This window comes from Nocardioides proteolyticus (assembly GCF_051280635.3).
In the GTDB taxonomy this organism is placed as follows: domain Bacteria; phylum Actinomycetota; class Actinomycetes; order Propionibacteriales; family Nocardioidaceae; genus Nocardioides.
In genome coordinates, this window is the sequence record NZ_JBNBPO030000001.1 from 160,487 (window position 1) to 178,279 (window position 17,793).

At 72.5% G+C, this 17,793-nt stretch carries 21 protein-coding genes and 1 tRNA gene; 7 read left to right on the plus strand and 15 right to left on the minus strand.

Going from position 1 to position 17,793, the window contains the following annotated elements; genetic code table 11:
* The gene (locus ACPOLA_RS00790; protein ID WP_435768442.1) at positions 1-1,200 is read right to left on the minus strand and encodes a molybdopterin molybdotransferase MoeA; all 1,200 of its coding nucleotides are present in this window, start codon (positions 1,198-1,200) and stop codon (positions 1-3) included.
* Positions 1,193-2,590 (minus strand): UTP--glucose-1-phosphate uridylyltransferase, encoded by a 1,398-nt coding sequence (locus ACPOLA_RS00795; RefSeq protein ID WP_435768443.1) that lies wholly within the window; start codon positions 2,588-2,590, stop codon positions 1,193-1,195. Before ACPOLA_RS00795 ends, ACPOLA_RS00790 begins: the two co-directional genes overlap by 8 nt.
* A 23-nt stretch (positions 2,591-2,613) precedes the next feature.
* Here ACPOLA_RS00795 and ACPOLA_RS00800 point away from each other — a divergent pair, with 23 nt between their 5' ends.
* The 4 genes from ACPOLA_RS00800 (at position 2,614) to ACPOLA_RS00815 (ending at position 4,854) form a co-directional block, all read left to right on the plus strand.
* Positions 2,614-3,207, plus strand: coding sequence for a 5-formyltetrahydrofolate cyclo-ligase (locus tag ACPOLA_RS00800; protein ID WP_435768444.1), 594 nt, complete (start codon positions 2,614-2,616; stop codon positions 3,205-3,207).
* Positions 3,208-3,364: 157 nt separating this feature from the next.
* Positions 3,365-3,703: an FmdB family zinc ribbon protein gene (locus ACPOLA_RS00805; protein WP_435768445.1), complete on the plus strand. Its 339-nt coding sequence runs from the start codon at positions 3,365-3,367 to the stop codon at positions 3,701-3,703.
* Positions 3,704-3,757: 54 nt separating this feature from the next.
* The gene (locus ACPOLA_RS00810) at positions 3,758-4,411 is read left to right on the plus strand and encodes an SAF domain-containing protein (protein WP_435768446.1); all 654 of its coding nucleotides are present in this window, start codon (positions 3,758-3,760) and stop codon (positions 4,409-4,411) included.
* 92 nt (positions 4,412-4,503) lie between these two features.
* Positions 4,504-4,854, plus strand: coding sequence for an MscL family protein (locus ACPOLA_RS00815; protein ID WP_435768447.1), 351 nt, complete (start codon positions 4,504-4,506; stop codon positions 4,852-4,854).
* A gap of 13 nt (positions 4,855-4,867) precedes the next feature.
* Here the strand turns inward: ACPOLA_RS00815 and ACPOLA_RS00820 are convergent, their stop codons facing one another.
* Together ACPOLA_RS00820 and ACPOLA_RS00825 are read right to left on the minus strand one after the other, a co-directional pair.
* Positions 4,868-5,080, minus strand: a complete 213-nt coding sequence (locus ACPOLA_RS00820) for a hypothetical protein (RefSeq protein ID WP_435768448.1) — start codon at positions 5,078-5,080, stop codon at positions 4,868-4,870.
* Positions 5,077-6,396: an LCP family protein gene (locus tag ACPOLA_RS00825; RefSeq protein ID WP_435768449.1), complete on the minus strand. Its 1,320-nt coding sequence runs from the start codon at positions 6,394-6,396 to the stop codon at positions 5,077-5,079. The genes ACPOLA_RS00820 and ACPOLA_RS00825 overlap by 4 nt, the downstream gene beginning before the upstream one ends.
* A 216-nt stretch (positions 6,397-6,612) precedes the next feature.
* On the opposite strand from ACPOLA_RS00825, the gene ACPOLA_RS00830 reads away from it, so the two are divergent.
* From ACPOLA_RS00830 to ACPOLA_RS00840, 3 genes are all read left to right on the plus strand, one after another.
* A tRNA-Arg gene (locus ACPOLA_RS00830) sits at positions 6,613-6,688 on the plus strand.
* Positions 6,689-6,799: 111 nt separating this feature from the next.
* Positions 6,800-7,486, plus strand: a complete 687-nt coding sequence (locus ACPOLA_RS00835; protein WP_435768450.1) for a response regulator — start codon at positions 6,800-6,802, stop codon at positions 7,484-7,486.
* 179 nt (positions 7,487-7,665) lie between these two features.
* A complete protein-coding gene (locus ACPOLA_RS00840; protein ID WP_435768451.1) occupies positions 7,666-8,142 on the plus strand; it encodes an anthrone oxygenase family protein in 477 nt (158 codons plus the stop codon).
* Positions 8,143-8,362: 220 nt separating this feature from the next.
* On the opposite strand, the gene ACPOLA_RS00845 is transcribed toward ACPOLA_RS00840, so the two are convergent.
* Genes ACPOLA_RS00845 through ACPOLA_RS00895 form a run of 11 tightly spaced genes read right to left on the minus strand, consistent with a single transcriptional unit; the run spans position 8,363 to position 17,705 of the window.
* Positions 8,363-9,124, minus strand: coding sequence for a 4'-phosphopantetheinyl transferase family protein (locus ACPOLA_RS00845; protein ID WP_435768452.1), 762 nt, complete (start codon positions 9,122-9,124; stop codon positions 8,363-8,365).
* A 59-nt stretch (positions 9,125-9,183) separates the two neighbouring features.
* Positions 9,184-9,636, minus strand: a complete 453-nt coding sequence (locus ACPOLA_RS00850; RefSeq protein ID WP_435768453.1) for a carboxymuconolactone decarboxylase family protein — start codon at positions 9,634-9,636, stop codon at positions 9,184-9,186.
* A gap of 1 nt (position 9,637) precedes the next feature.
* Positions 9,638-10,537 carry an NAD(P)-dependent oxidoreductase gene (locus ACPOLA_RS00855; RefSeq protein ID WP_435768454.1) on the minus strand — a complete coding sequence of 300 codons (900 nt, stop codon included), beginning with the start codon at positions 10,535-10,537 and terminating at the stop codon, positions 9,638-9,640.
* Entirely contained in the window at positions 10,534-11,280 is a 747-nt protein-coding gene (locus ACPOLA_RS00860) for an SDR family oxidoreductase (protein WP_435768455.1), read from the minus strand. Before ACPOLA_RS00860 ends, ACPOLA_RS00855 begins: the two co-directional genes overlap by 4 nt.
* 29 nt (positions 11,281-11,309) lie before the next feature.
* Positions 11,310-12,782 (minus strand): aldehyde dehydrogenase, encoded by a 1,473-nt coding sequence (locus ACPOLA_RS00865; protein WP_435768456.1) that lies wholly within the window; start codon positions 12,780-12,782, stop codon positions 11,310-11,312.
* The gene (locus ACPOLA_RS00870) at positions 12,779-13,426 is read right to left on the minus strand and encodes a hypothetical protein (RefSeq protein WP_435768457.1); all 648 of its coding nucleotides are present in this window, start codon (positions 13,424-13,426) and stop codon (positions 12,779-12,781) included. The genes ACPOLA_RS00865 and ACPOLA_RS00870 overlap by 4 nt, the downstream gene beginning before the upstream one ends.
* A 1-nt stretch (position 13,427) precedes the next feature.
* Positions 13,428-13,625 (minus strand): ferredoxin, encoded by a 198-nt coding sequence (locus ACPOLA_RS00875; protein WP_435768458.1) that lies wholly within the window; start codon positions 13,623-13,625, stop codon positions 13,428-13,430.
* Positions 13,625-15,037 carry a cytochrome P450 gene (locus tag ACPOLA_RS00880; protein WP_435768459.1) on the minus strand — a complete coding sequence of 471 codons (1,413 nt, stop codon included), beginning with the start codon at positions 15,035-15,037 and terminating at the stop codon, positions 13,625-13,627. The genes ACPOLA_RS00875 and ACPOLA_RS00880 overlap by 1 nt, the downstream gene beginning before the upstream one ends.
* Position 15,038: 1 nt before the next feature.
* Positions 15,039-15,821, minus strand: a complete 783-nt coding sequence (locus ACPOLA_RS00885; protein WP_435768460.1) for an SDR family oxidoreductase — start codon at positions 15,819-15,821, stop codon at positions 15,039-15,041.
* 1 nt (position 15,822) lies between these two features.
* Positions 15,823-17,106 carry a cytochrome P450 gene (locus ACPOLA_RS00890; RefSeq protein WP_435768461.1) on the minus strand — a complete coding sequence of 428 codons (1,284 nt, stop codon included), beginning with the start codon at positions 17,104-17,106 and terminating at the stop codon, positions 15,823-15,825.
* On the minus strand, positions 17,106-17,705 hold the full coding sequence (locus ACPOLA_RS00895) for a TetR/AcrR family transcriptional regulator (RefSeq protein WP_435768462.1): 600 nt from the start codon (positions 17,703-17,705) through the stop codon (positions 17,106-17,108). Before ACPOLA_RS00895 ends, ACPOLA_RS00890 begins: the two co-directional genes overlap by 1 nt.
* Positions 17,706-17,793 lie beyond the last annotated feature (88 nt).

A 17,793-nucleotide genomic window follows, 5' to 3' on the forward strand; every position in this document is an offset into this window, starting at 1 on the left:
TCAGTTCTCCTCCGGATCCAGCAAGAGCACCTCCACGATCTCACCCGCGGCCATCAGCCGCGAGGAGGGCGGGACGACGAGCAGCAGGTCCGCCTCCGCCAGCAGCCGCTGGGAGTGGCCCGCGTGGCCGGGCAGCGGCGCCACGCGGCCGTCGGCGTCGTACGCCCCGGGCAGCAGCACCGTCCGGTCGGTGCCGGCGACCGGCGCCGCGAGCGGCGCGCACCGCGCCGTGCGGGGCGTCAGCCCCGCGAGCACCCGGAGGGCCGGGAGGCAGAACAGCAGGAACGAGCAGTACGCCGCCACCGGCGTGCCCGGCAGCGTGACGACCGGGACCGTTCGGCTGCCGGCGGCCGCCACCGACCCGACCCCCTGGGGCCGGCCGGGCTTCATGGCCACCGGTCCGAACCAGAACCCGTCCACCTCCCGGAGCGCGGCCTTCACGACGTCGTGGTCACCGGCCGAGATGCCGCCGGTGGTGACGACGAGATCCGCGTCGTCGGCGGCGCGGAGCAGCGCGTCGCGGAAGGCGGGCGGGTCGTCGGGGACCGGTCCGTGGACGCGGGCGTCGGCTCCGGCCCGTCGGGCTGCCGCCGCCAGGGTCACCGAGTTGCTGTCGGCCACCTGGCCGGAGACCAGCTCGGCGCCGGTGGAGACGACCGCGACGCGGGGGCGGGGACGCACGGCCGCGGTGGACCGGCCGACCGACGCCAGCAGGCCGAGCTGCGGCGGCCCGAGCCGGCTGCCGGCGGCGAGCGCCAGGGCACCGGCCGCGACGTCCTCGCCGCGGCGGCGGATGTGCCGGCCGTCGGGCGCGGTCCGGCGGACCTCGACCGGGTCGGCGCCGCTCGTCCACTCGAACGGCACGACGAGGTCCGATCCCGGCGGGACCGGCGCGCCGGTCATGATCCGGATCGCCGCGCCGGTGGGCAGCGGCACCACGTCGTCACCGGCGGCGACCGTGCCGACCACCGGCAGCCGGACCGGCGTCGACGCCGACGCGGAGGCGACGTCAGCCGCACGGACCGCGAACCCGTCCATGGCCGCGTGGTCGAACGGCGGCACCGCGACCGCCGCGCAGACGTCCTCGGCGAGCACCCGGCCGGCCGCGTCGGCGAGGGGCAGCTCGACCGCGCCGAGCGGCGCCACCAGTGCCAGGACCCGGTCGAGGTGGTCGGCGACCGTCGTCCGGCTCTCAGCCATCGGCGCCGGCGAGCACCTCGCCGGCAGGCACCCGCTGGGCGCCACGACCCTCCAGCTTGACGTGGCCGACCACCCGCACGCCGTGACCGAAGGTGAAGTCGCCCTCGATCTCGAGTGCGGCGGCGTCGGAGAGCGACGGAGCGCCCTCGGGGAAGCGCTTGTCGAACTCGCCGACCAGCTTGTAGTGGTCGCCGTCGAGGTCGACGTAGGGGATGTCGGAGGCGATCTGCCGCAGCGCGAAGTCCTCGCCGATCTCGTAGACGTCGGAGCGCAGCACCAGCAGGTCGTTGGTGGTCTTCACCGGGATGAACCGGTCGCGCCCGACCTCGATCAGCGTCGCGCCCTCGAACACCTCGATCGCCGCACCCATCGCGGTCTCGACCTGCACCACCTTCGGCGTCGAGGGGTCGGCCGGGTCGAGGGTCTTCTCGTTGCGGATCATCGGGAGGCCGAGGATGCCCTCGCGCTCGTCGAGCTTGGCCTTCATGGCCTGCAGGTCGAACCAGATGTTGTTGGTCGAGCAGTACCGGTGGCGGCTCAGGTCGGCCAGCGCCGCCTTGTCCTCCTCGGCCGTCTGCGCCGTCTCGCGCAGCACGATCCGGCCGTCGGCCTTCCGCCGCGCGAAGTGGCCGCCCTTCCGGTCGGAGGGGGTACGACGCACCGCCTCGATCGCGAACGGCGCTCCCGACTGGGCGAACCACCCCGCGACCCGAGGGGTCGGCACCGCGCCGAGGTTGTCGGAGTTGGAGACGAAGGCGTAGCGGTAGCCCTGCTCGATGAGCTGGTCGAGCAGCCCGCTGCCGCGCAGCGCGGTGTAGATGTCGCCGTGGCCGGGCGGACACCACTCCAGGTCCGGCGCCTTCGGCCAGGCGGCCGGCACCAGGTCGGGCAGGAGCAGCTTGGGCTCCTTGTTCTGCAGGAACTCCAGCGGCAGGCCCTCGACCGGCAGGTCCTCGTAGCGCGCGAGGGCGGCGAGGCTGTCGTCCGACGTGCGGAAGGAGTTCATCAGGATCAGGGGCAGCCTGGCGCCGTACGCCTTGCGGAGGTGGAGGGTCTGCCGGGCGATCACGTCGAGGAAGGACAGCCCGCGCCGCACGCAGAGCAGCGACTTGGCGCGGTCCATGCCCATCGACGTGCCCAGGCCGCCGTTGAGCTTGATCGCCACGGTCGTGCCGATGGCGTCGGCGGCCGCCTCGTCGGACACCTCGACGTCGGCAAGGGACTCCATGTCGACCGGCTCGATCGTCGACTCGGGGATCAGCCCCGTCTCACCGTGCTGGAGGAGGCGGTAGTAGTGCGCGAACGTCTCGATCGCGACCGGGTCCACACCGGCGTCGAGCATCTTGGCTCGCGCCAGCTCCAACCCGCTGCTGCGCCCATTCGTACCCATGTCACCGATCGTAGGCTCACCCCGTGGACACGCCGCAACCGCGCCCCGCTGCGACGCAGAAGATCGCGCTGCGCGACCAGCTGGTCACCGCCCGGCGGCGTCGTCCGCTGGCCGAGGTGGGCGAGGCCGCGCGCGCCATCGCCGACCACCTCCTCGCCAGTGCGGAGGTACGACGCGCGGCGACCGTCGCCTGCTACGTCTCCGTCGGCACCGAGCCCGGCACCACCGAGCTGCTGGACCGGCTGCGCTCGGCCGGCAAGCGCGTCGTACTGCCGGTGCTGCTGGCCGATCTCGACCTCGACTGGGCCGCCTACGAGGGGCCCGGCTCGCTGGTCCCGGCCCGCCGCGGCCTGCTCGAGCCGTCCGCCCCGCCGCTCGGCCCCGACGCGGTCGCCACCGCCGACGCGGTGCTGGTGCCCGGCCTCGCCGTCTCCCGCACCGGACTGCGGCTCGGTCGCGGCGGCGGCTCCTACGACCGGGCGCTGGGGCGAGTGCCCGTCGGCACCTTCACCTGCGTCCTGCTGTACGACGACGAGCTGCTCCCCGACGTACCGGCCGAGCCGCACGACCGCCCGGTCACCGCCGCGGCGACGCCCGCGGGGATCACCCGCTTCTGAGGTCGCGCGCCACAACAGATCTCGTCGTGCTCGGCCGGTGATCGCAGCGAAAGCTGTTGGGGCGCCGCGTGTGGTGCGGCCCGCGCCGCGGTGGCGTACTATTGGCACTCGCAAGCGGAGAGTGCTAGGTCTCTCCCAGGAGTCCGGAGATTCGCCGATGCCCACGTACCAGTACCTGTGCACCGAGTGCGGTCACGCCTTCGAACAGTTCCAGAGCTTCAGCGAGGACTCGCTGACCACCTGCCCGGAGTGCACCGGCCGGCTGCGCAAGGTGTTCAACTCCGTGGGCGTGGTGTTCAAGGGGTCCGGCTTCTACAAGACCGACAGCCGGACGTCGAGCACGGCCGGTACGTCGACCGCCTCGTCCTCCGGCGACGGCTCGTCGACGGGTGCCGCCACCGCCGGCTCGTCGAGCTCCACCGGCTCCTCCGGCTCGTCCTCGGAGACCTCCAGCTCGAGCAGCGCGTCGTCCGCGGCTGCCGCTCCGGCGTCCTGACGGACCTGTGGATGACGCCCGCGGGCGGGCGGCGGACGGCCTACGGTCGGCCGCATGGATCCTCGGGACCCCTCCGCGCGGCCGCGCCGGCGCCTCGCTGACGCCCTCACCGCCGTACGACGCCGCCTGCTCCGCCGACGCCGGCTGATCGCCGCGGCGCTGGTCGCGGTGGCGGTCGCCGCCGCCCTGCACACCGTCGCCCCGCCCCCGCCCGAGACCCGGACGATCCTGGTCGCCGCGCGGGACCTGCCGGCCGGTGAGGCGATCACCGCCGACGACCTCGCCGAGGCGCGGCTCCCGCCCGGCGTCGTACCGCGGGGACTGGCGCGGGAGCCGGTCGGCCGCCTGCTCGCCGCGCCGCTGCGCCGGGGCGAGCCGGTCACCGACGTGCGCCTGGTCGGCTCCGGTCTCGCCGAGGCGGGCACCGCCGGGACGGTGGCCGTGCCGGTGCGGCTCTCCGACGCCGGCCAGGCGGCCCTCCTCGGCGTCGGCGACCGGATCGACCTCGTGGCCACCGACCCGCAGGCGCGGACCAGCGAGGTCGTCGCCCGCGGGGCGACGGTGCTCGCGGTCCCGAACGGTGACCGCGCCGCCGACGGCGCGCTCCCGGGCCGACTGGTGGTGCTCGCCCTACGATCCTGGGAGCAGCACCGCGTCACCACCGCGGCGGTCACCGCGTTCGTGACCTACCTGTGGGCCCCCGGCTAGGGCCGGGGCCGCCCACCAAGCACCGCACCAAAGCACCGCATCACGCACCCGGTCGCCCGGGAGGGCGGCCGGCTCGGAAGAAGGAGCACGCAGTGTCCGGGTTCAAGAGCTTCATCCTCAAGGGCGACCTGGTGCAGATCGCCGTCGCGTTCATCATCGCGGCCGCCTTCGCCAGGGTCGTCGAGACGTTCACCGCGACCTTGACCGGCTTCCTCGGCAAGATCGGGGGCCAGCCGGACTTCGGCGCCGTCGAGGTGGCCGACGTCAACGTCGGAAACTTCCTCAACGCGCTGGTCGCGTTCGTGATCCTCGCCGCGATCGTCTACTTCCTGGTGGTGGTGCCCTACACCCGCGCCAAGGAGCGGCTCTTCCCCGCCGAGGTCAGCGGGCCGACCGAGGTCGAGCTGCTCACCGAGATCCGCGACGCGCTCAAGGCGCGCTGAGGACTGCGTCTCCTCACCCGTGGTGGGGCGGCACCTGCGACCTGAGCCACTGGTCGGTCGTGGCCTCGTCCGCGGCCCGCCCAGCCTCGTCACCGCGCCCGTCGGGCTCGTCGCGCTCGTCAGTGGTGACCGACGGCAGCACGTCGCCGAAGATCTCGGCCAGCCGACGCCGGCGCTTCCAGTCCGGCTCCGGGTCGGGCGGCCCCGACGGACGCTCGTCGCTCACGTGCACAGCCCGGCCGCGGCCCGGGCGTCGGCCGACAGGCCCTGGTTGTCGGGATCGGACGCCTCATCACGGGGGTCCCCGGGCGTCGGCGAGCCGGTCGTGGCGTCGTCCGACGGGTCCTGCGACGCATCGTCGCTGCCGCCGTCCGACGGAGACGTCGGCGTGCTGGGCGATCCGTCCGGATCGTCACCGGCGCTGAGCGCGTCCTTCAGGAACAAGGGCGTGAGCGGCTTGTCGTCGATGACCAGCTGCCAGAGCTGCTCCACCTCCGGGGTCCACTCGACGCCGCCGCTGACCTTGTCGGTGCCGCCCCAGGGCGTGGTCACGAACTTGATGTTGTCGGCGCCGATGCCCTGGGCCGTCACCGCCAGCTTGGCGATCTGCGCGACGTTCTCGAAGTTGGTCTGCAGCGAGCTGGTCGCGGCGTTCATGAACCCGATCAGCCGGTTGGGCTGGGCGAGCATGCCGGCGGTCAGCGCCTTGTTGATCATCGAGCCGATGAACGCCTGCTGCCGGCGGGTCCGGTTGGTGTCGGTGCCGTCGCCGATGCGGTAGCGGGCCCGCACGTAGGTCAGCGCCTCGTCGCCCTTGATCTCGCGGGTGCCGGCCTCGAGGTGGATGTTGCGCACCTCGTCGTCGATGTCCTCGGGGATGCACACCTCGACCCCATCGAGGGCGTTGACCATGTCCTTGAACTGGTTGAAGTCGACGACGACGTAGTTGTCGAGGCGGATGTCCGTCAGCTGCTCGAACTGCCGCACGGTGCAGGCGGGGCCGCCGACGGCGAAGGCCTCGTTCCACTTGACGTAGCCGTCGCTGCCGGGGATCTCACTGCCGTCCTCTGCGTAGCACGTCGGCCGGATCACGGCGGTGTCACGCGGGATCGAGATGCCGTAGGCGAACTCGCGGTCGGCGGACAGGTGGAACAGGATCGTGGTGTCGGACAGGCCGCCACCGGACTCGCCGTCGATCCCGTTGCCCTCGCCGGCGCGACTGTCGGAGCCCATCACCAGGATGTTCTCGGGCTCCCGAGGCCCGACGACCTTCTTGTCCGGCCGCTTGCCGAGCTGCTTGTCGATGTCGGCGACCTGGATGTTGCCGTTCCAGTTGTTGTAGACCATCACCACCCCGACGCCGGTGAGCATCCCGAGCGCCAGCAGGCTGGACAGGATCACCTTCACCACGGTCTTGCCGGGCTGGGGCGCCTTGCGCCGACCGGCGACCCGGCGGCTCCGCTCGGCACGCGAGGTGGGCACGCGACGGGCGCGCCGGCCGGGCGTCCCCGGTGTGCTGCCGGGTTCAGCGTCGTGCGTCATCGATCACCTGGTGTGCGGGCCGCCGCGGGCGGTGGTTACATGGGGACGCTGCCGAGCCAGCGAGGGGTACGGCGCTCCGCGCCGCGCCCACCGTACGTGGGCGGCCCAAGGCCGCGGGTCGGGTCGCGCGCCACCATTGTCGCCGGGACGCCGCGCCGATCCCAATCCGCTGCGCACCCCCGGCGTCGGACCTGTCAGGATTGGACGCCGAGGAAGGCCCCCGTAGCTCAGTGGATAGAGCAGCCGCCTCCTAAGCGAAAGGTCGTAGGTTCGACTCCTACCGGGGGCACCACCGGAGTACGACACGCCGACGGCCCCGTGCCTCGGCTTTACAACGTGTCCGGATCGCGAACACCCTTCTGACAGTCTTTACTTTCCAAATGATCGGGATCACACTGGGCGGATGGTGAACCTCGACGCCATCCGCGTGTACGTCGTCGACGATCACGAGGTGGTTCGGCAAGGGGTGGTGAGCATCCTGGGCGACGACCCGTCGATCCAGGTCGTCGGCCAGTCCGGCAGCGCCACGGTCGCCCTGCGCGAGATCCTCGCCCTGCGCCCCGACGTCGTGGTCCTCGACAACCACCTTCCCGACGGCAGCGGCATCGACGTCTGCCGCGAGATGCGCGCCACCGACCCCGCCATCAAGGCCCTCATCCTCACCACCTACGACGACCCCGAAGCCATCTCCGCCGCCATCCTCGCCGGCGCCTCCGGCTACGTCCTCAAACGCATCGAGGGCAACTCCCTGGTCAGCGGCATCCGCCTCGTCGCCGGCGGCCACTCCCTCATCGACCCCACCGTCGCCAGCCGCGTCGTGGAGCAGATGGAGATGCAGAAGAAGTCCCTCGACGTCATCACCGAGCTCACCCCCCAGCAACGCAAGATCTTCTTCCTCATCGCCCAAGGCATGACCAACCGCCAGATCGCCGAACAGCTCTACCTCGCCGAGAAGACCGTCAAGAACCACGTCACCGGCCTCCTCGCCCGCCTCGGCCTCCAACACCGCACCCAGGCCGCGGTGCTCGCGGCCCGGCTCGTCGACCAGGAGGCGTCCGACGACTCCCGCCGCCGGCGCCACACCGCCTGACCCGGTTCAGCCTCGCGCAGGCCGGGTATCACCACAGGTGCCGGTGGCTCGGGACACAGAGCACCGGAACGGTCCCGGCCGGGGGTTGGCGCCTACAGGCCGGCCGGGGCCTCCCGGACTCTCAGCCACGTGGGACCCGGCGCCTTCCCCGTCGGCCGACGGTGGTCTTGACTCGTCCCATGACCGGGATCCTCGAGACCGTCCGCGAGCCGCTGCTGCTCGCGACCGCTGTCGCCACCGGCCTCCAGGCCGGCACCTACTACACCTGGGCGAGCGGCGTGATGCCCGGGCTGTCCCGGGTCACGGACCGGACCTTCGTGGAGGTCATGCAGCAGGTCAACCGGGCCATCGTGAACCCCGTCTTCCTGGCCTCCTTCCTCGGGGCTCCTCTCCTCGCGGTCGCCGCGAGCGTGACGGTGGAGGGGCCGGCCCGGCCGTGGGCGGTCGCGAGTGCCGTGCTTGCCGTGGCCACGGTGCTGATCACGGCGGTCGGCAACATCCCGCTCAACAACCGACTGGAGGCGGCCGGACCCGTCACCGACGCCCACGCCGTCCGCCGGCAGTTCGAGTCGGCCTGGGTGCGGTGGAACGCCCTGCGCGCGCTGACCTCGACCGCGGCGCTGGCGGCCGTGGCATGGGCCACACTCCAGGCGTGAGCGGCACGGCGGGGGACGGCGCGCGCCGCAAACTTCCCGGTTTCCTCGCGCGACACCGGGTACCGCGCAGATCAAGCCGGTGCTCCCGGGACACGGAGAACCGGCACGGTCCCGGCCGGAGGTTGGCGCCTTGCAAGGCCGGCCGGGGCCGCACCTCCCAATGAGGCTACCCCCACACCCGACGGAGCGCCACGGCACCCTGATCGGCGCTACGCACGCCTCAGCGGGCCGCTTCCGGCCGGCCGACGCCGTGCAGGGCCAGCGCGGCGCCGTACCCCTCGGGCACCACGACGTCGCGGACCAGCCAGTCGCCGACGGTCCGGCCCGACGCGTCGTCGGTGCCGAGGTAGTCCAGGTGCGGGTCGCGGCCCAGGCCGATCCCGATGCCCTTGAGGTAGGCCTCGGTGCGGGCCCAGGCTCGGGTGAAGCGGATCGCGGCCTGCGGACCGTCCCCGGCCCCGGCGATCTCCGCCGTCTCTCGGGGGTGCAGCAGCCGCGCGAGCGCGACCGGGTCGTCGGGGTGCCGCTCGACGTCGACGCCCACCGCCACGTCGGCCACCGCGATCAGGACCTGCCCCGGCGTGTGCGACAGCGAGAACTCGACCGCGGCGCCCTCGGCGCGCGGCCGGCCGTGGGGCTCGCCGCAGCCCGGGCAGGGGTGCCGGCCCCAGACCACCTTCTCCGGCGGGGTGTCGGTGGCCGCGCCGACGACGAGGCGCGCGGCGGCGTGCGCCAGCTCGTAGGCACGGCGCAGCTCGGCGCGGACGTACGACGACGCCTGCTGCCGCTCCGGGTCGTCGAGCCAGTCGCGCCCGACGTCCAGCTCCTCCTCGGGGAAGAGCGCCGTCTCGAGGAGCCACACGCCGAGGCGGACGCCTCCGTCGGCTCGCGGCGGTGGGTCGTTCCGGAGCGAGGTGAGTGTCGTCGGCTGCACCGGTCGGGCGGAGCGGTCCGGCACGGCTTCGGACGCGTTGCGGCTCATCAGGGGCGAGGCTACCCGCGGGCCCGAGCGGGGGCTTCCTCAGCAATCTCGGCCAGCGGTCACCGCCCGTCCGGATCTCCGTCCGCCTGCGCCGCGCGCTTGGCCTCCGCACGGCGGGCCTTCCCGATGGCGTCCTCGACGACGGCGTTCATCCGGGAGCCGTTCGGCCAGCCGTCGTAGTGACAGGCCAGGATCACCAGCTCGCGCAGTGCGTCCTCGTCGAGCTCGCCGTTGGCCAGCGCCGCCGGGACCTGGATGCCGAGCACGTCGTCGGCCCGCTGGCCGACGAGGAGGCCGATGAGGAAGAGCCGGCGGTCGCGGTCGGAGAGGCCGGGGCGCTGCCAGATGTCGCCGAAGAGGTGCTCGACGGTGTAGCGGAAGAAGTCGCCGCTGCCGTCGGTCATCTCGAAGCCGTAGACCTGCTCCATCTTCTCCAGGCCCCTGCGGCGGACCTCCGGGATCCCGGCGAACCGGTCGCCCGGGCCATGGCCCGAGGCGTGCTGGTCGGTCATCTCAGGCGCTCTCCTCGGGCAGGCCGAGCCCGGGACCGAGGCGGTCGAGGGCCAGGCGGGTCAGCGGTACGTCGACGTCGAGCTGCTCCGCGAGCGCGATCGCGAAGCGCAGGTCCTTCTCTCCGAGCGCGCGGACGTGGCCGAAGACGCCGTACCAGAAGTCGTCCTCGGGGATGGGCGCGGCGGTGTCGCGGTGCATGATCGCGCCCGCTCCACCGGTGATCCGGTCGGTGTGCCGGACGACGTCGCCCAGGGCGACCAGGTCGAGACCCGCCGCCTCCGCGAGCCGCTGGGCCTCGGTCGCCGCCGTGAAGGACACGAAGTGCAGCAGGTTGCGCGCCAGCTTGAGCCGGGTGCCGGCGCCGACCGGACCGGCGTGCAGCACCTTGGTGCCCATCAGGCGCAGGGTCGGCTCGACCGCGGCGAACGCCTCCGCGGAGCCGCCGACCATGATCGCCAGCGTGCCCTCGGCCGCGCCCATCGGCCCGCCGGAGACGGGTGCGTCCACGACGCGCACGCCGTAGGGCCGGGCCACCTCGGCGAGAGCCGCCGGCGTGTCCGGCGCGACGGTCGAGTGCACCACCACGGTCAGCGGGCGGTCCGCGGCGCGGCGGTCGGCGACGCCGAGCACCTCGCCGAGCACGTCGCGCACCTGGTCGTCGTCGCGGACCATCACGCACAGGGTGTCGACCGCCTCGGCCAGCTCGGCGACGGAGGCGGCCGCCTTGGCTCCGGCTGCGGAGAGCTCGGCGACCGGCTCCGCCGCCACGTCGTGGACCCACAGCTCCACCCGGTCGGCGGCGGCGAGCCGCTGGGCCATCGGCCTGCCGATGTTGCCGAGACCGACGAAGCCGGCCCGGATCGGCGTGGCTGCGGCCCCCGGCCCGGTCACGGCGCTCACGCCCGGAAGGTCTGGCCGCCGTCGACCGCCAGGATCTGGCCGGTCACCCAGGAGGCCTCGTCGGAGAGCAGGAACAGGCAGGCGCCCACCATGTCCTCGGGCTGGCCCATCCGCTTGAGGGCCAGGTTCTTGACCAGGTCCTTCGCGGCGTCGCCCGCCTGGGTGCGCGTCGCCTCGGTGTCGGTCGGGCCGGGGGCGATGGCGTTGACGCGGATGTTCATGCCGCCCAGCTCGTGGGCCAGCTGCTGGGTGAGGCCGTTCACCCCGACCTTGGCGAGGCCGTAGAAGCCGGCGTAGAGATAGGCCGCGGTGCTCGACTGGTTGACGATCGAGCCGCCGCCCCGCTGCTGCATCGCCGGGTAGACCGCACGCGTCATCACCAGCGCGCCGTCCATGTTGACGCTCATGAACCGGCGGTAGTAGTCCCAGTCGACGGTGATCAGCAGGTCGAACTGCATGCTGCCGTAGATGGCGGCGTTGTTGACCAGCCCGTCGATGCCGCCGTACTCGCCGGTCACGGTCGCGACGAGGGCGGCCGCCGACTCCGCGGAGGAGACGTCGCACCGGACGAACATCGCGTGCCCGCCGTCGGCCTCGATCTGCTTGGCGACCTGCTCGCCGGCCTCGGCGTTGACGTCGGCGACCACCACCGCCGCCCCCTCCGCGGCGAGCGCCCGGGCGTACGCCTCCCCGATCCCCTGCGCCGCGCCGGTGACGACGACGACCTTGTCCTGGAACCTCATGGCTCTCCTGTTCACTGCTGCCACACCCCTCACGCCGGCTCCGCGATCGTCTTCATCTCCAGGTACTCCTCGAACCCGGCCACGCCCATCTCGCGGCCGAGGCCGGACTGCTTGTAGCCGCCGAACGGCGCGTCGGGGCTGAACCACACGCCGCCGTTGACGGCGAGGGTGCCGGTCCGGATCCGGCGGGCGACGGCGTGGGCGCGCTCGAGGTCGGCGGAGTCGACCGAGCCCGAGAGCCCGTAGTCGCTGTCGTTGGCGATCCGGACGGCGTCGTCGTCCCCGTCGTGCGGGATCACCACGAGCACCGGGCCGAAGATCTCCTCCTGGGCGAGGCGGGAGGAGTTGTCGAGGCCGGCGACCACGGTGGGCTCCACCCAGAAGCCCGGCTGGTCGATCACCCTGCCGCCGGTCACGATCCGACCGCCCTCCTGCTCGGCGAGCCGGAGGTAGCCCTCGACCCGGTCGCGCTGGGCCCGCGATATGACGGGACCGCAGATGGCGCCGGGATCGGCGGGGTCCTTGGCGCCGATCGACTCCATGGTGGCAGCGGCGACCTCGACCGCCTCGTCGTACCTCTCCCGCGGCACGACCAGCCGGGTGGTGATCGCGCACCCCTGGCCGGCGTGGATGCAGGCCGCGAACGCGGCCGCCCCCGCCGAGGCCGCCACGTCGGCGTCGTCGAGCACGACGGCGGCGGACTTGCCGCCCAGCTCGAGGAAGACCTTCTTCAAGGTGGGCGCGGCCGCGGCCATGATCGCCCGGCCGGTGTTGGTCGAGCCGGTGAAGGAGACCATGTCGACGCGAGGGTCGCTGGAGAGCCGCGCGGCGACGGTGTTGTCCTGCGGCGTGACCACGTTGAAGACCCCGGCGGGGACGTCGGTGTGCTCGGCGACGAAGCGGCCGAGCTCGCACGCCACCCACGGCGTGTCCGGCGCCGGCTTGAGCACGACGGTGCAGCCGGCCGCGAGCGCCGGGCCGATCTTCGCGAGGTTGATCTGGTTGGGCACGTTCCACGGGGTGATCGCGGCGACCACGCCGATCGGCTCACGCACCACCGTGCGGCGGGTGGGGATGCCCATCGGCTCGGCGACGCCGAGGTCGGTCTCCCACTGGTAGCCCTCGAGGAGGTCGGTCACCCACTTCAGTCCCTCTACAGGCACGTCGAAGCCCGCCGCGCCCATCATGAAGCCGGGCATCCCGACCTCGGCGGTGGTCAGCGCGCGGAAGTCGTCGGCGTTGTCGAGCAGGGCCTGGTGCAGCTGGCGCAGGCACCGGACGCGCAGCTCGACGTCGGTCGACCAGCCGGTCTCGTCGAACGCCCGCCGCGCGGCGGCGATCGCGTTGTCGACGTCGGCGGCGGTGCCGTCGGGGGCGTGCCCGATCTGCTCGCCGGTGGCCGGGTTGAGGATGGGGTACGACGCCCCGCTGCTCGCGCCGCAGAGCTTGCCGTCGATCAGCTGCTGGGCGGGCGGGTTGCTCAGCGCCGTCGAGCCCGTCACCGCTGCACCTCCACCGGGGGCTGCTGCACGAACCTGCCCTCCTCGACCGGCGGCGGCCACACGGGCGAGGGGATGTCGGCGAGGTGGTAGTGGCCGGGCACGCCGTGGCCGGTGACCTTCATCCGCTCCAGCAGCCGCTCGGGGGCCTTCCCTGCCTTCAGGATCTCCATGAAGGTGTGGGCGGTCGACGGCATGTCGAACCAGTCGCGCTGCCAGGCGATCTTCAGCTGACCGTGGTCGGGGTGGTCGGCGCCGCGGTCCTGCCGCTCGATGCCGAACCAGGAGCCGCCGATCCCGAGGATCTCGTACTCGCCCTGCGACGGGTCCGCCTCGTCCTTGAGGATGCCCGAGCGCTGCTTCCAGAAGCCGACGACCATGCCGTTCGTCTCGTCCATCACGGTGGCGACGTAGTCGTAGTGCCAGCCGTCGAAGCCGTCCATCTCGATGCCGATCGCCCAGTCGCGGATCTGGTCGCGGCCGACGGCCATGAAGTGCTCGTCGACGGAGTACATCCAGCCGTAGCTGGCGTCCTCGGCGTAGTGCTCGGCCATGATCCGCCAGTCGCCGATCCGCTCGGCCTCCCGGTTGATCTCCAGCCAGGACTCCCAGAACTCCTCGAGCTCCGCGCGGGTCAGGTCACTCATGTCAGTCCTCTTCGATCGATAGTGCGAAAGCGGGGCAGTACTTCACGGCCTGGGTGACGTCCGGGCGGCGCGACTCGTCGGGGTGCTCCTCGAGGAGCACCACCACGTCGGCGTCCTCGTCGAACCCGAAGACGTCGGGCGCCTCGCCCTGGCACAGCTGGTGGCCCTGGCAGATGCCGGTGTCGGCAACGACGCGCATCACGACCGCCGCCGGTACTTCACCCGCGCCGGCTGGGCGAGCTGGATGACCATCTTGGTGAAGTCGTCGCGGTAGGAGTCCAGCGGCTGCGCGGCCTCGAACTCGAAGTCGCGGAGGATCACCGAGAAGATCGCCTTCATCTGCATCATCGCGAAGGCGTTGCCGACGCAGCGGTGCTTGCCGGCTCCGAACGGGATCCACGTCCAACGGTTCTGGAGGTCCTCCTGGCGCGGGTCGAGATAGCGGCCCGGGTCGAACTCGTCGGCCTTCGGGAAGTCCTCCTCGATGCGGTTGGAGACCCGCGGCGACGCCGCGACCACGGTGCCGGCGGGGATGGTCCGGCCCATCAGCTCGAAGTCCTCCTGGACCACGCGCATGAGGATCACCAGCGGCGGGTGCAGCCGCAGCGTCTCCTTGAGCGCCGACTCCAGCACGGGGATCGACCGCAGCGCCTGGAACGACACCTCCGGGGCGGCCCCGTCGTCCCCGGGGGCGTAGAGCTCGTCGAGCTCGCGCACGACGTCGGCCATCACGTCGGGGTGGCGAAGCAGCTCGATCATCGCCCAGCTCGCGGTGCCGCTGCTGGTGTGGTGGCCGGCGAACATCATCGAGATGAAGATGCCGGTGATGTAGTCGGCGTCCATGCCGACCGCGATCAGCACGTCGAGCAGGTCGCGGTCCTCCTTGGCGGCCTCGCCCCGCGCGAGGCGGTCGTCGAGGATCGCCTGGACCTTGGCGACCAGCTCCTCGCGGGCCTCGTCGCGGATCCGGAAGCTCTCGATGTCGGCGTAGGGGTCGACGTAGGCGATCGCGTCGGTGCCGCGCTCCAGGCGGTGGTAGATCTCGGCGAAGGAGCCGTCGAGCTGGTCGCGGAACGGCTTGCCGATCAGGCACGCGGAGGTGGTGTAGATGGTCAGCTCCGCGAAGAAGTCGAGCAGGTCGATCTCGCCCTCGTCGCCCCAGTCGGCCACCATCCGGCGGATCTCCGCCTCGATGGTCCGGGCGTGGCCGCGCATCATGTCGCCGCGCAGGGCCTGGTTCTTCAGCATCTGCTGGCGCTCCTCCGGCGAGGCGTCGAAGACCACGCCCTTGCCGAAGATCGGCGTCATGAAGGGGTACGCCGCCGCCTGGTCGAGCAGCTCGTCCGGAGCCCGGAAGAAGGCCTCGTTGGCCTCCGCGCCCGTGACCAGCACCACGTCCTTGTCGGCGATGCGGAAGCGGCCGACGTCGCCGCACTCCTCGCGGACCCGGTGGAACAGGGCGATCGGGTCGACCCGCATCTCCGGCAGGTGGCCGGTGCCCCTGATGATGTCGGGCACGTCGGCTCCCTGGTCGTCGACGACGGTCGACACCTCGGGGATGGCGGCCAGCAGGCTGGTCGAGGGGCCGGTCGAGGGGCTGGTCGAGACCATGTCAGTCCTCCACGGGAGCTTCGGGGTTCACGTCGACGGGGCTGATGTGCACGCCCCGCGGGGCGCTGACGACGGTGGTGACGGCGTCGGCGATCGCCCGGGCCTTGAGGAAGTGGGAGTGGCGGGCATGTCCCCACTTGACCCACTGGTTGAGCACGTGGGCGGCCTGGTCGGGGTCCCAGTCCATGCCCATCTCGCTCCAGGTGGGGCCGGGCCGTACGACGGACGCGCGCACACCGGAGCCCTCGAGCTCCATCTGGAGGGAGGCCACCAGTCCCTCGAGGCCGGACTTCGTGGCGCTGTAGCCGCCCATGAACGGGCGCGCGCGAACGGCCACGTCGGAGGAGACGAAGACGATGTCGCCGCGACGGCGCTCGACCATCGCCGGCACGAACGCCCGCACCAGGCGGTGCGGGCCGAGCACGTTGACGTCGAGCTCGCGGCGGAGCCGGTCGACGTCGGTGTCGAGCAGGGCGCCCGGACCGATCAGCGCGGCGTTGCTGATCACGACCTCGACGTCGCCGAGGTCGGCGGCGACCTTCGCCGCGAAGTCGGCGACCGACTGCTCCGCGGTCACGTCGAGGTCGTGGGCGACGGCCTCGCCGCCCTCGGCGCGGATCTCGGCTGCGAGCTCCGCGCACCTCTCGACCCGTCGTGCGCCGAGCGCCACCGGGAAGCCGGCGGCGGCCAGTGCCCGCGCGGTCTCGGCGCCGATCCCCGCGGAAGCGCCGGCGACGACGGCCGGTCGGCGCTCGGGCTGGACGTACTTGGCGGCCTTGCCCACCTCAGCCTCCCCTGCGCTCGGTGAAGGTCACGGGCAGGGAGGCGAACCCCCGCACCGACGTGGAGTGCACCCGGACCGCCCGGTCGGCGTGCACCTCGAGGTGCTCGACGCGGCGGACCAGCTCCTCGAGCACGACCCGCGCCTCGAGCCGGGCGAGGTTCGCGCCGAGGCAGAAGTGGCGCCCGGTGCCGAAGCTGAGGATCTGGCTGAGCTCGGCCCTGTCGCGGTGGATGTCGTAGACGGTGGGCTCGGTGAAGACCCGCTCGTCGCGGTTGGCGGAGCCGAGCAGCACCAGCGCCTTCGAGCCGCCGGGGATGGTGACACCGTGCATCTGGACGTCCTCGACGACGTAGCGCGCCAGCATCTGGCTCGAGGTGTCGTGGCGCAGGGTCTCCTCGATCCAGGGCACCACCAGGGTGCCCGGGTCGTCCGGTCGGCCCAGCACCTCGTCGCGCTGCGCGGGGTGCGCCGAGAGGTGGAACAGCGCGTTGCCGAGGAGCTTGGTGGTGGTCTCGTTGCCGGCCACCACCATGAGGAAGAGGAACGCCATGATCTCGCCGTCGCGGAGCCGGTCGCCGTCGAGCTCGGCCCGCACCAGGGCGGAGGTGAGGTCGTCGGTCGCCTGCCTGCGGCGCTGCCGGACCATCTCGGCGTAGTAGGTCATCAGCTCCACCGACGCCTCCATGCCGGCCTGCGGCACGTCGCGGACGCCGTCCTCGCGGTGCACGACCAGGTCGGCGAGGCGTCGTACCTCGTCGCGGTCGGCGACCGGCACGCCCATCATCTCGGAGATCACGTCCATGGGGAGCTTGCCGGCGAAGTCCGCGATCCAGTCGGCCTCGCCGCGCTCGGCGTTGGCCGCCAGGGTCGCCGCCAGGTAGTGGTCGGTGAGCCGCTGGACCTCGGGCTCCAGCTCCCGGACCCGGCGCGGGGTGAAGGCGGCGGAGACGAGCTTGCGGATCCGGGACTGCTCGGCGCCGTCGAGCGCCAGGAACGACATCACCTTGTGGGCGTCGGGGCTCCACGCGGTCGCGTCGAGGGACACCCCCATCCGGTTGGAGAAGGTGACGTCGTCGCGGAGGGCGGCGTTGACGTCGGCGTGCCGGGAGAGCACCCAGATGTCGTCGCGCTCGTTGTGGTGCACCGGGTCCTCGTCGCGCAGCCGCCGGTAGAGCGGATAGGGGTCCTCGTGGAAGCCGTAGTCGTAGGGGTCGAAGAGGAGCGGCCCGCTGGACGGCAGGGTGGCGGAGGGGCCGGACGGGGCGGAGGTGGAGGGGCCGGCCATCACAGGTTGCCTCGCAGGATCACGTCGACGGCGGAGACCAGGCGCTCGGCGATCTGGTCGTAGGTCATCAGCCCCATGCCGGCCTGGAGCAGCGCGCCGGAGAAGGTCAGCACCAGCACCTCCAGCACGGCCGGATCGGCCGGCTCGTCGGGCCGGTCGGGCCGGCGCAGCGCGGCCTCGAACCGGGCCAGGAACTCGCCGCCGATCCGCAGCCGCAGCCGCGCCACGTCGGGGTCGCTCCCGAGCAGGGCGGGGGTCACCGCGGCGGCCAGGGCCGGCTCCTCGACGATCCGCGCGGTGAGCGCGCGCACGGTGTGCTGCAGCCGCTCGACCGGCGTCTCTCCGGGCACCGGCTCCGTGGCGTCCTCGTCGGTCAGGTGGCGCCAGAAGAGCTCAGCGAAGAGGTGGTTCTTCGACGCGAGGTAGGTGTACGCCGTCGCCGGCGACACCCCGGCGCGCTGGGCCACGGTGCGCACCGTCAGCGCCTCGTGACCGACGGCCCGCAGCTCCTCGAGCCCGGCGACCATGAGTCGCTCGACCGTCTCGGCCTGGCGGCGGTTGAGCCCCTGGCGCGGCGTTTCGAACACCTGACTGGACATGTGTCCAACATAGGAGACATCCGCGCCGAGGGCAAGCACCTGAAGTAGAACCAGTTCTAGACTCGACCCGCTGGCTCGCCGCCGCGGG

Bases quoted from the DNA above. Each gene is read 5' to 3' on its own strand.
- ACPOLA_RS00790 (WP_435768442.1), bottom strand. From the start codon at position 1,200: ATGGCTGAGAGCCGGACGACGGTCGCCGACCACCTCGACCGGGTCCTG.
- ACPOLA_RS00840 (WP_435768451.1), top strand. From the start codon at position 7,666: ATGACCGGGATCCTCGAGACCGTCCGCGAGCCGCTGCTGCTCGCGACC.
- ACPOLA_RS00850 (WP_435768453.1), bottom strand. From the start codon at position 9,636: ATGACCGACCAGCACGCCTCGGGCCATGGCCCGGGCGACCGGTTCGCC.
- ACPOLA_RS00810 (WP_435768446.1), top strand. From the start codon at position 3,758: ATGGATCCTCGGGACCCCTCCGCGCGGCCGCGCCGGCGCCTCGCTGAC.
- ACPOLA_RS00870 (WP_435768457.1), bottom strand. From the start codon at position 13,426: ATGAGTGACCTGACCCGCGCGGAGCTCGAGGAGTTCTGGGAGTCCTGG.
- ACPOLA_RS00860 (WP_435768455.1), bottom strand. From the start codon at position 11,280: ATGAGGTTCCAGGACAAGGTCGTCGTCGTCACCGGCGCGGCGCAGGGG.
- ACPOLA_RS00805 (WP_435768445.1), top strand. From the start codon at position 3,365: ATGCCCACGTACCAGTACCTGTGCACCGAGTGCGGTCACGCCTTCGAA.
- ACPOLA_RS00845 (WP_435768452.1), bottom strand. From the start codon at position 9,124: ATGAGCCGCAACGCGTCCGAAGCCGTGCCGGACCGCTCCGCCCGACCG.
- ACPOLA_RS00875 (WP_435768458.1), bottom strand. From the start codon at position 13,625: ATGCGCGTCGTTGCCGACACCGGCATCTGCCAGGGCCACCAGCTGTGC.
- ACPOLA_RS00890 (WP_435768461.1), bottom strand. From the start codon at position 17,106: ATGGCCGGCCCCTCCACCTCCGCCCCGTCCGGCCCCTCCGCCACCCTG.
- ACPOLA_RS00825 (WP_435768449.1), bottom strand. From the start codon at position 6,396: ATGACGCACGACGCTGAACCCGGCAGCACACCGGGGACGCCCGGCCGG.
- ACPOLA_RS00880 (WP_435768459.1), bottom strand. From the start codon at position 15,037: ATGGTCTCGACCAGCCCCTCGACCGGCCCCTCGACCAGCCTGCTGGCC.
- ACPOLA_RS00835 (WP_435768450.1), top strand. From the start codon at position 6,800: ATGGTGAACCTCGACGCCATCCGCGTGTACGTCGTCGACGATCACGAG.
- ACPOLA_RS00895 (WP_435768462.1), bottom strand. From the start codon at position 17,705: ATGTCCAGTCAGGTGTTCGAAACGCCGCGCCAGGGGCTCAACCGCCGC.
- ACPOLA_RS00795 (WP_435768443.1), bottom strand. From the start codon at position 2,590: ATGGGTACGAATGGGCGCAGCAGCGGGTTGGAGCTGGCGCGAGCCAAG.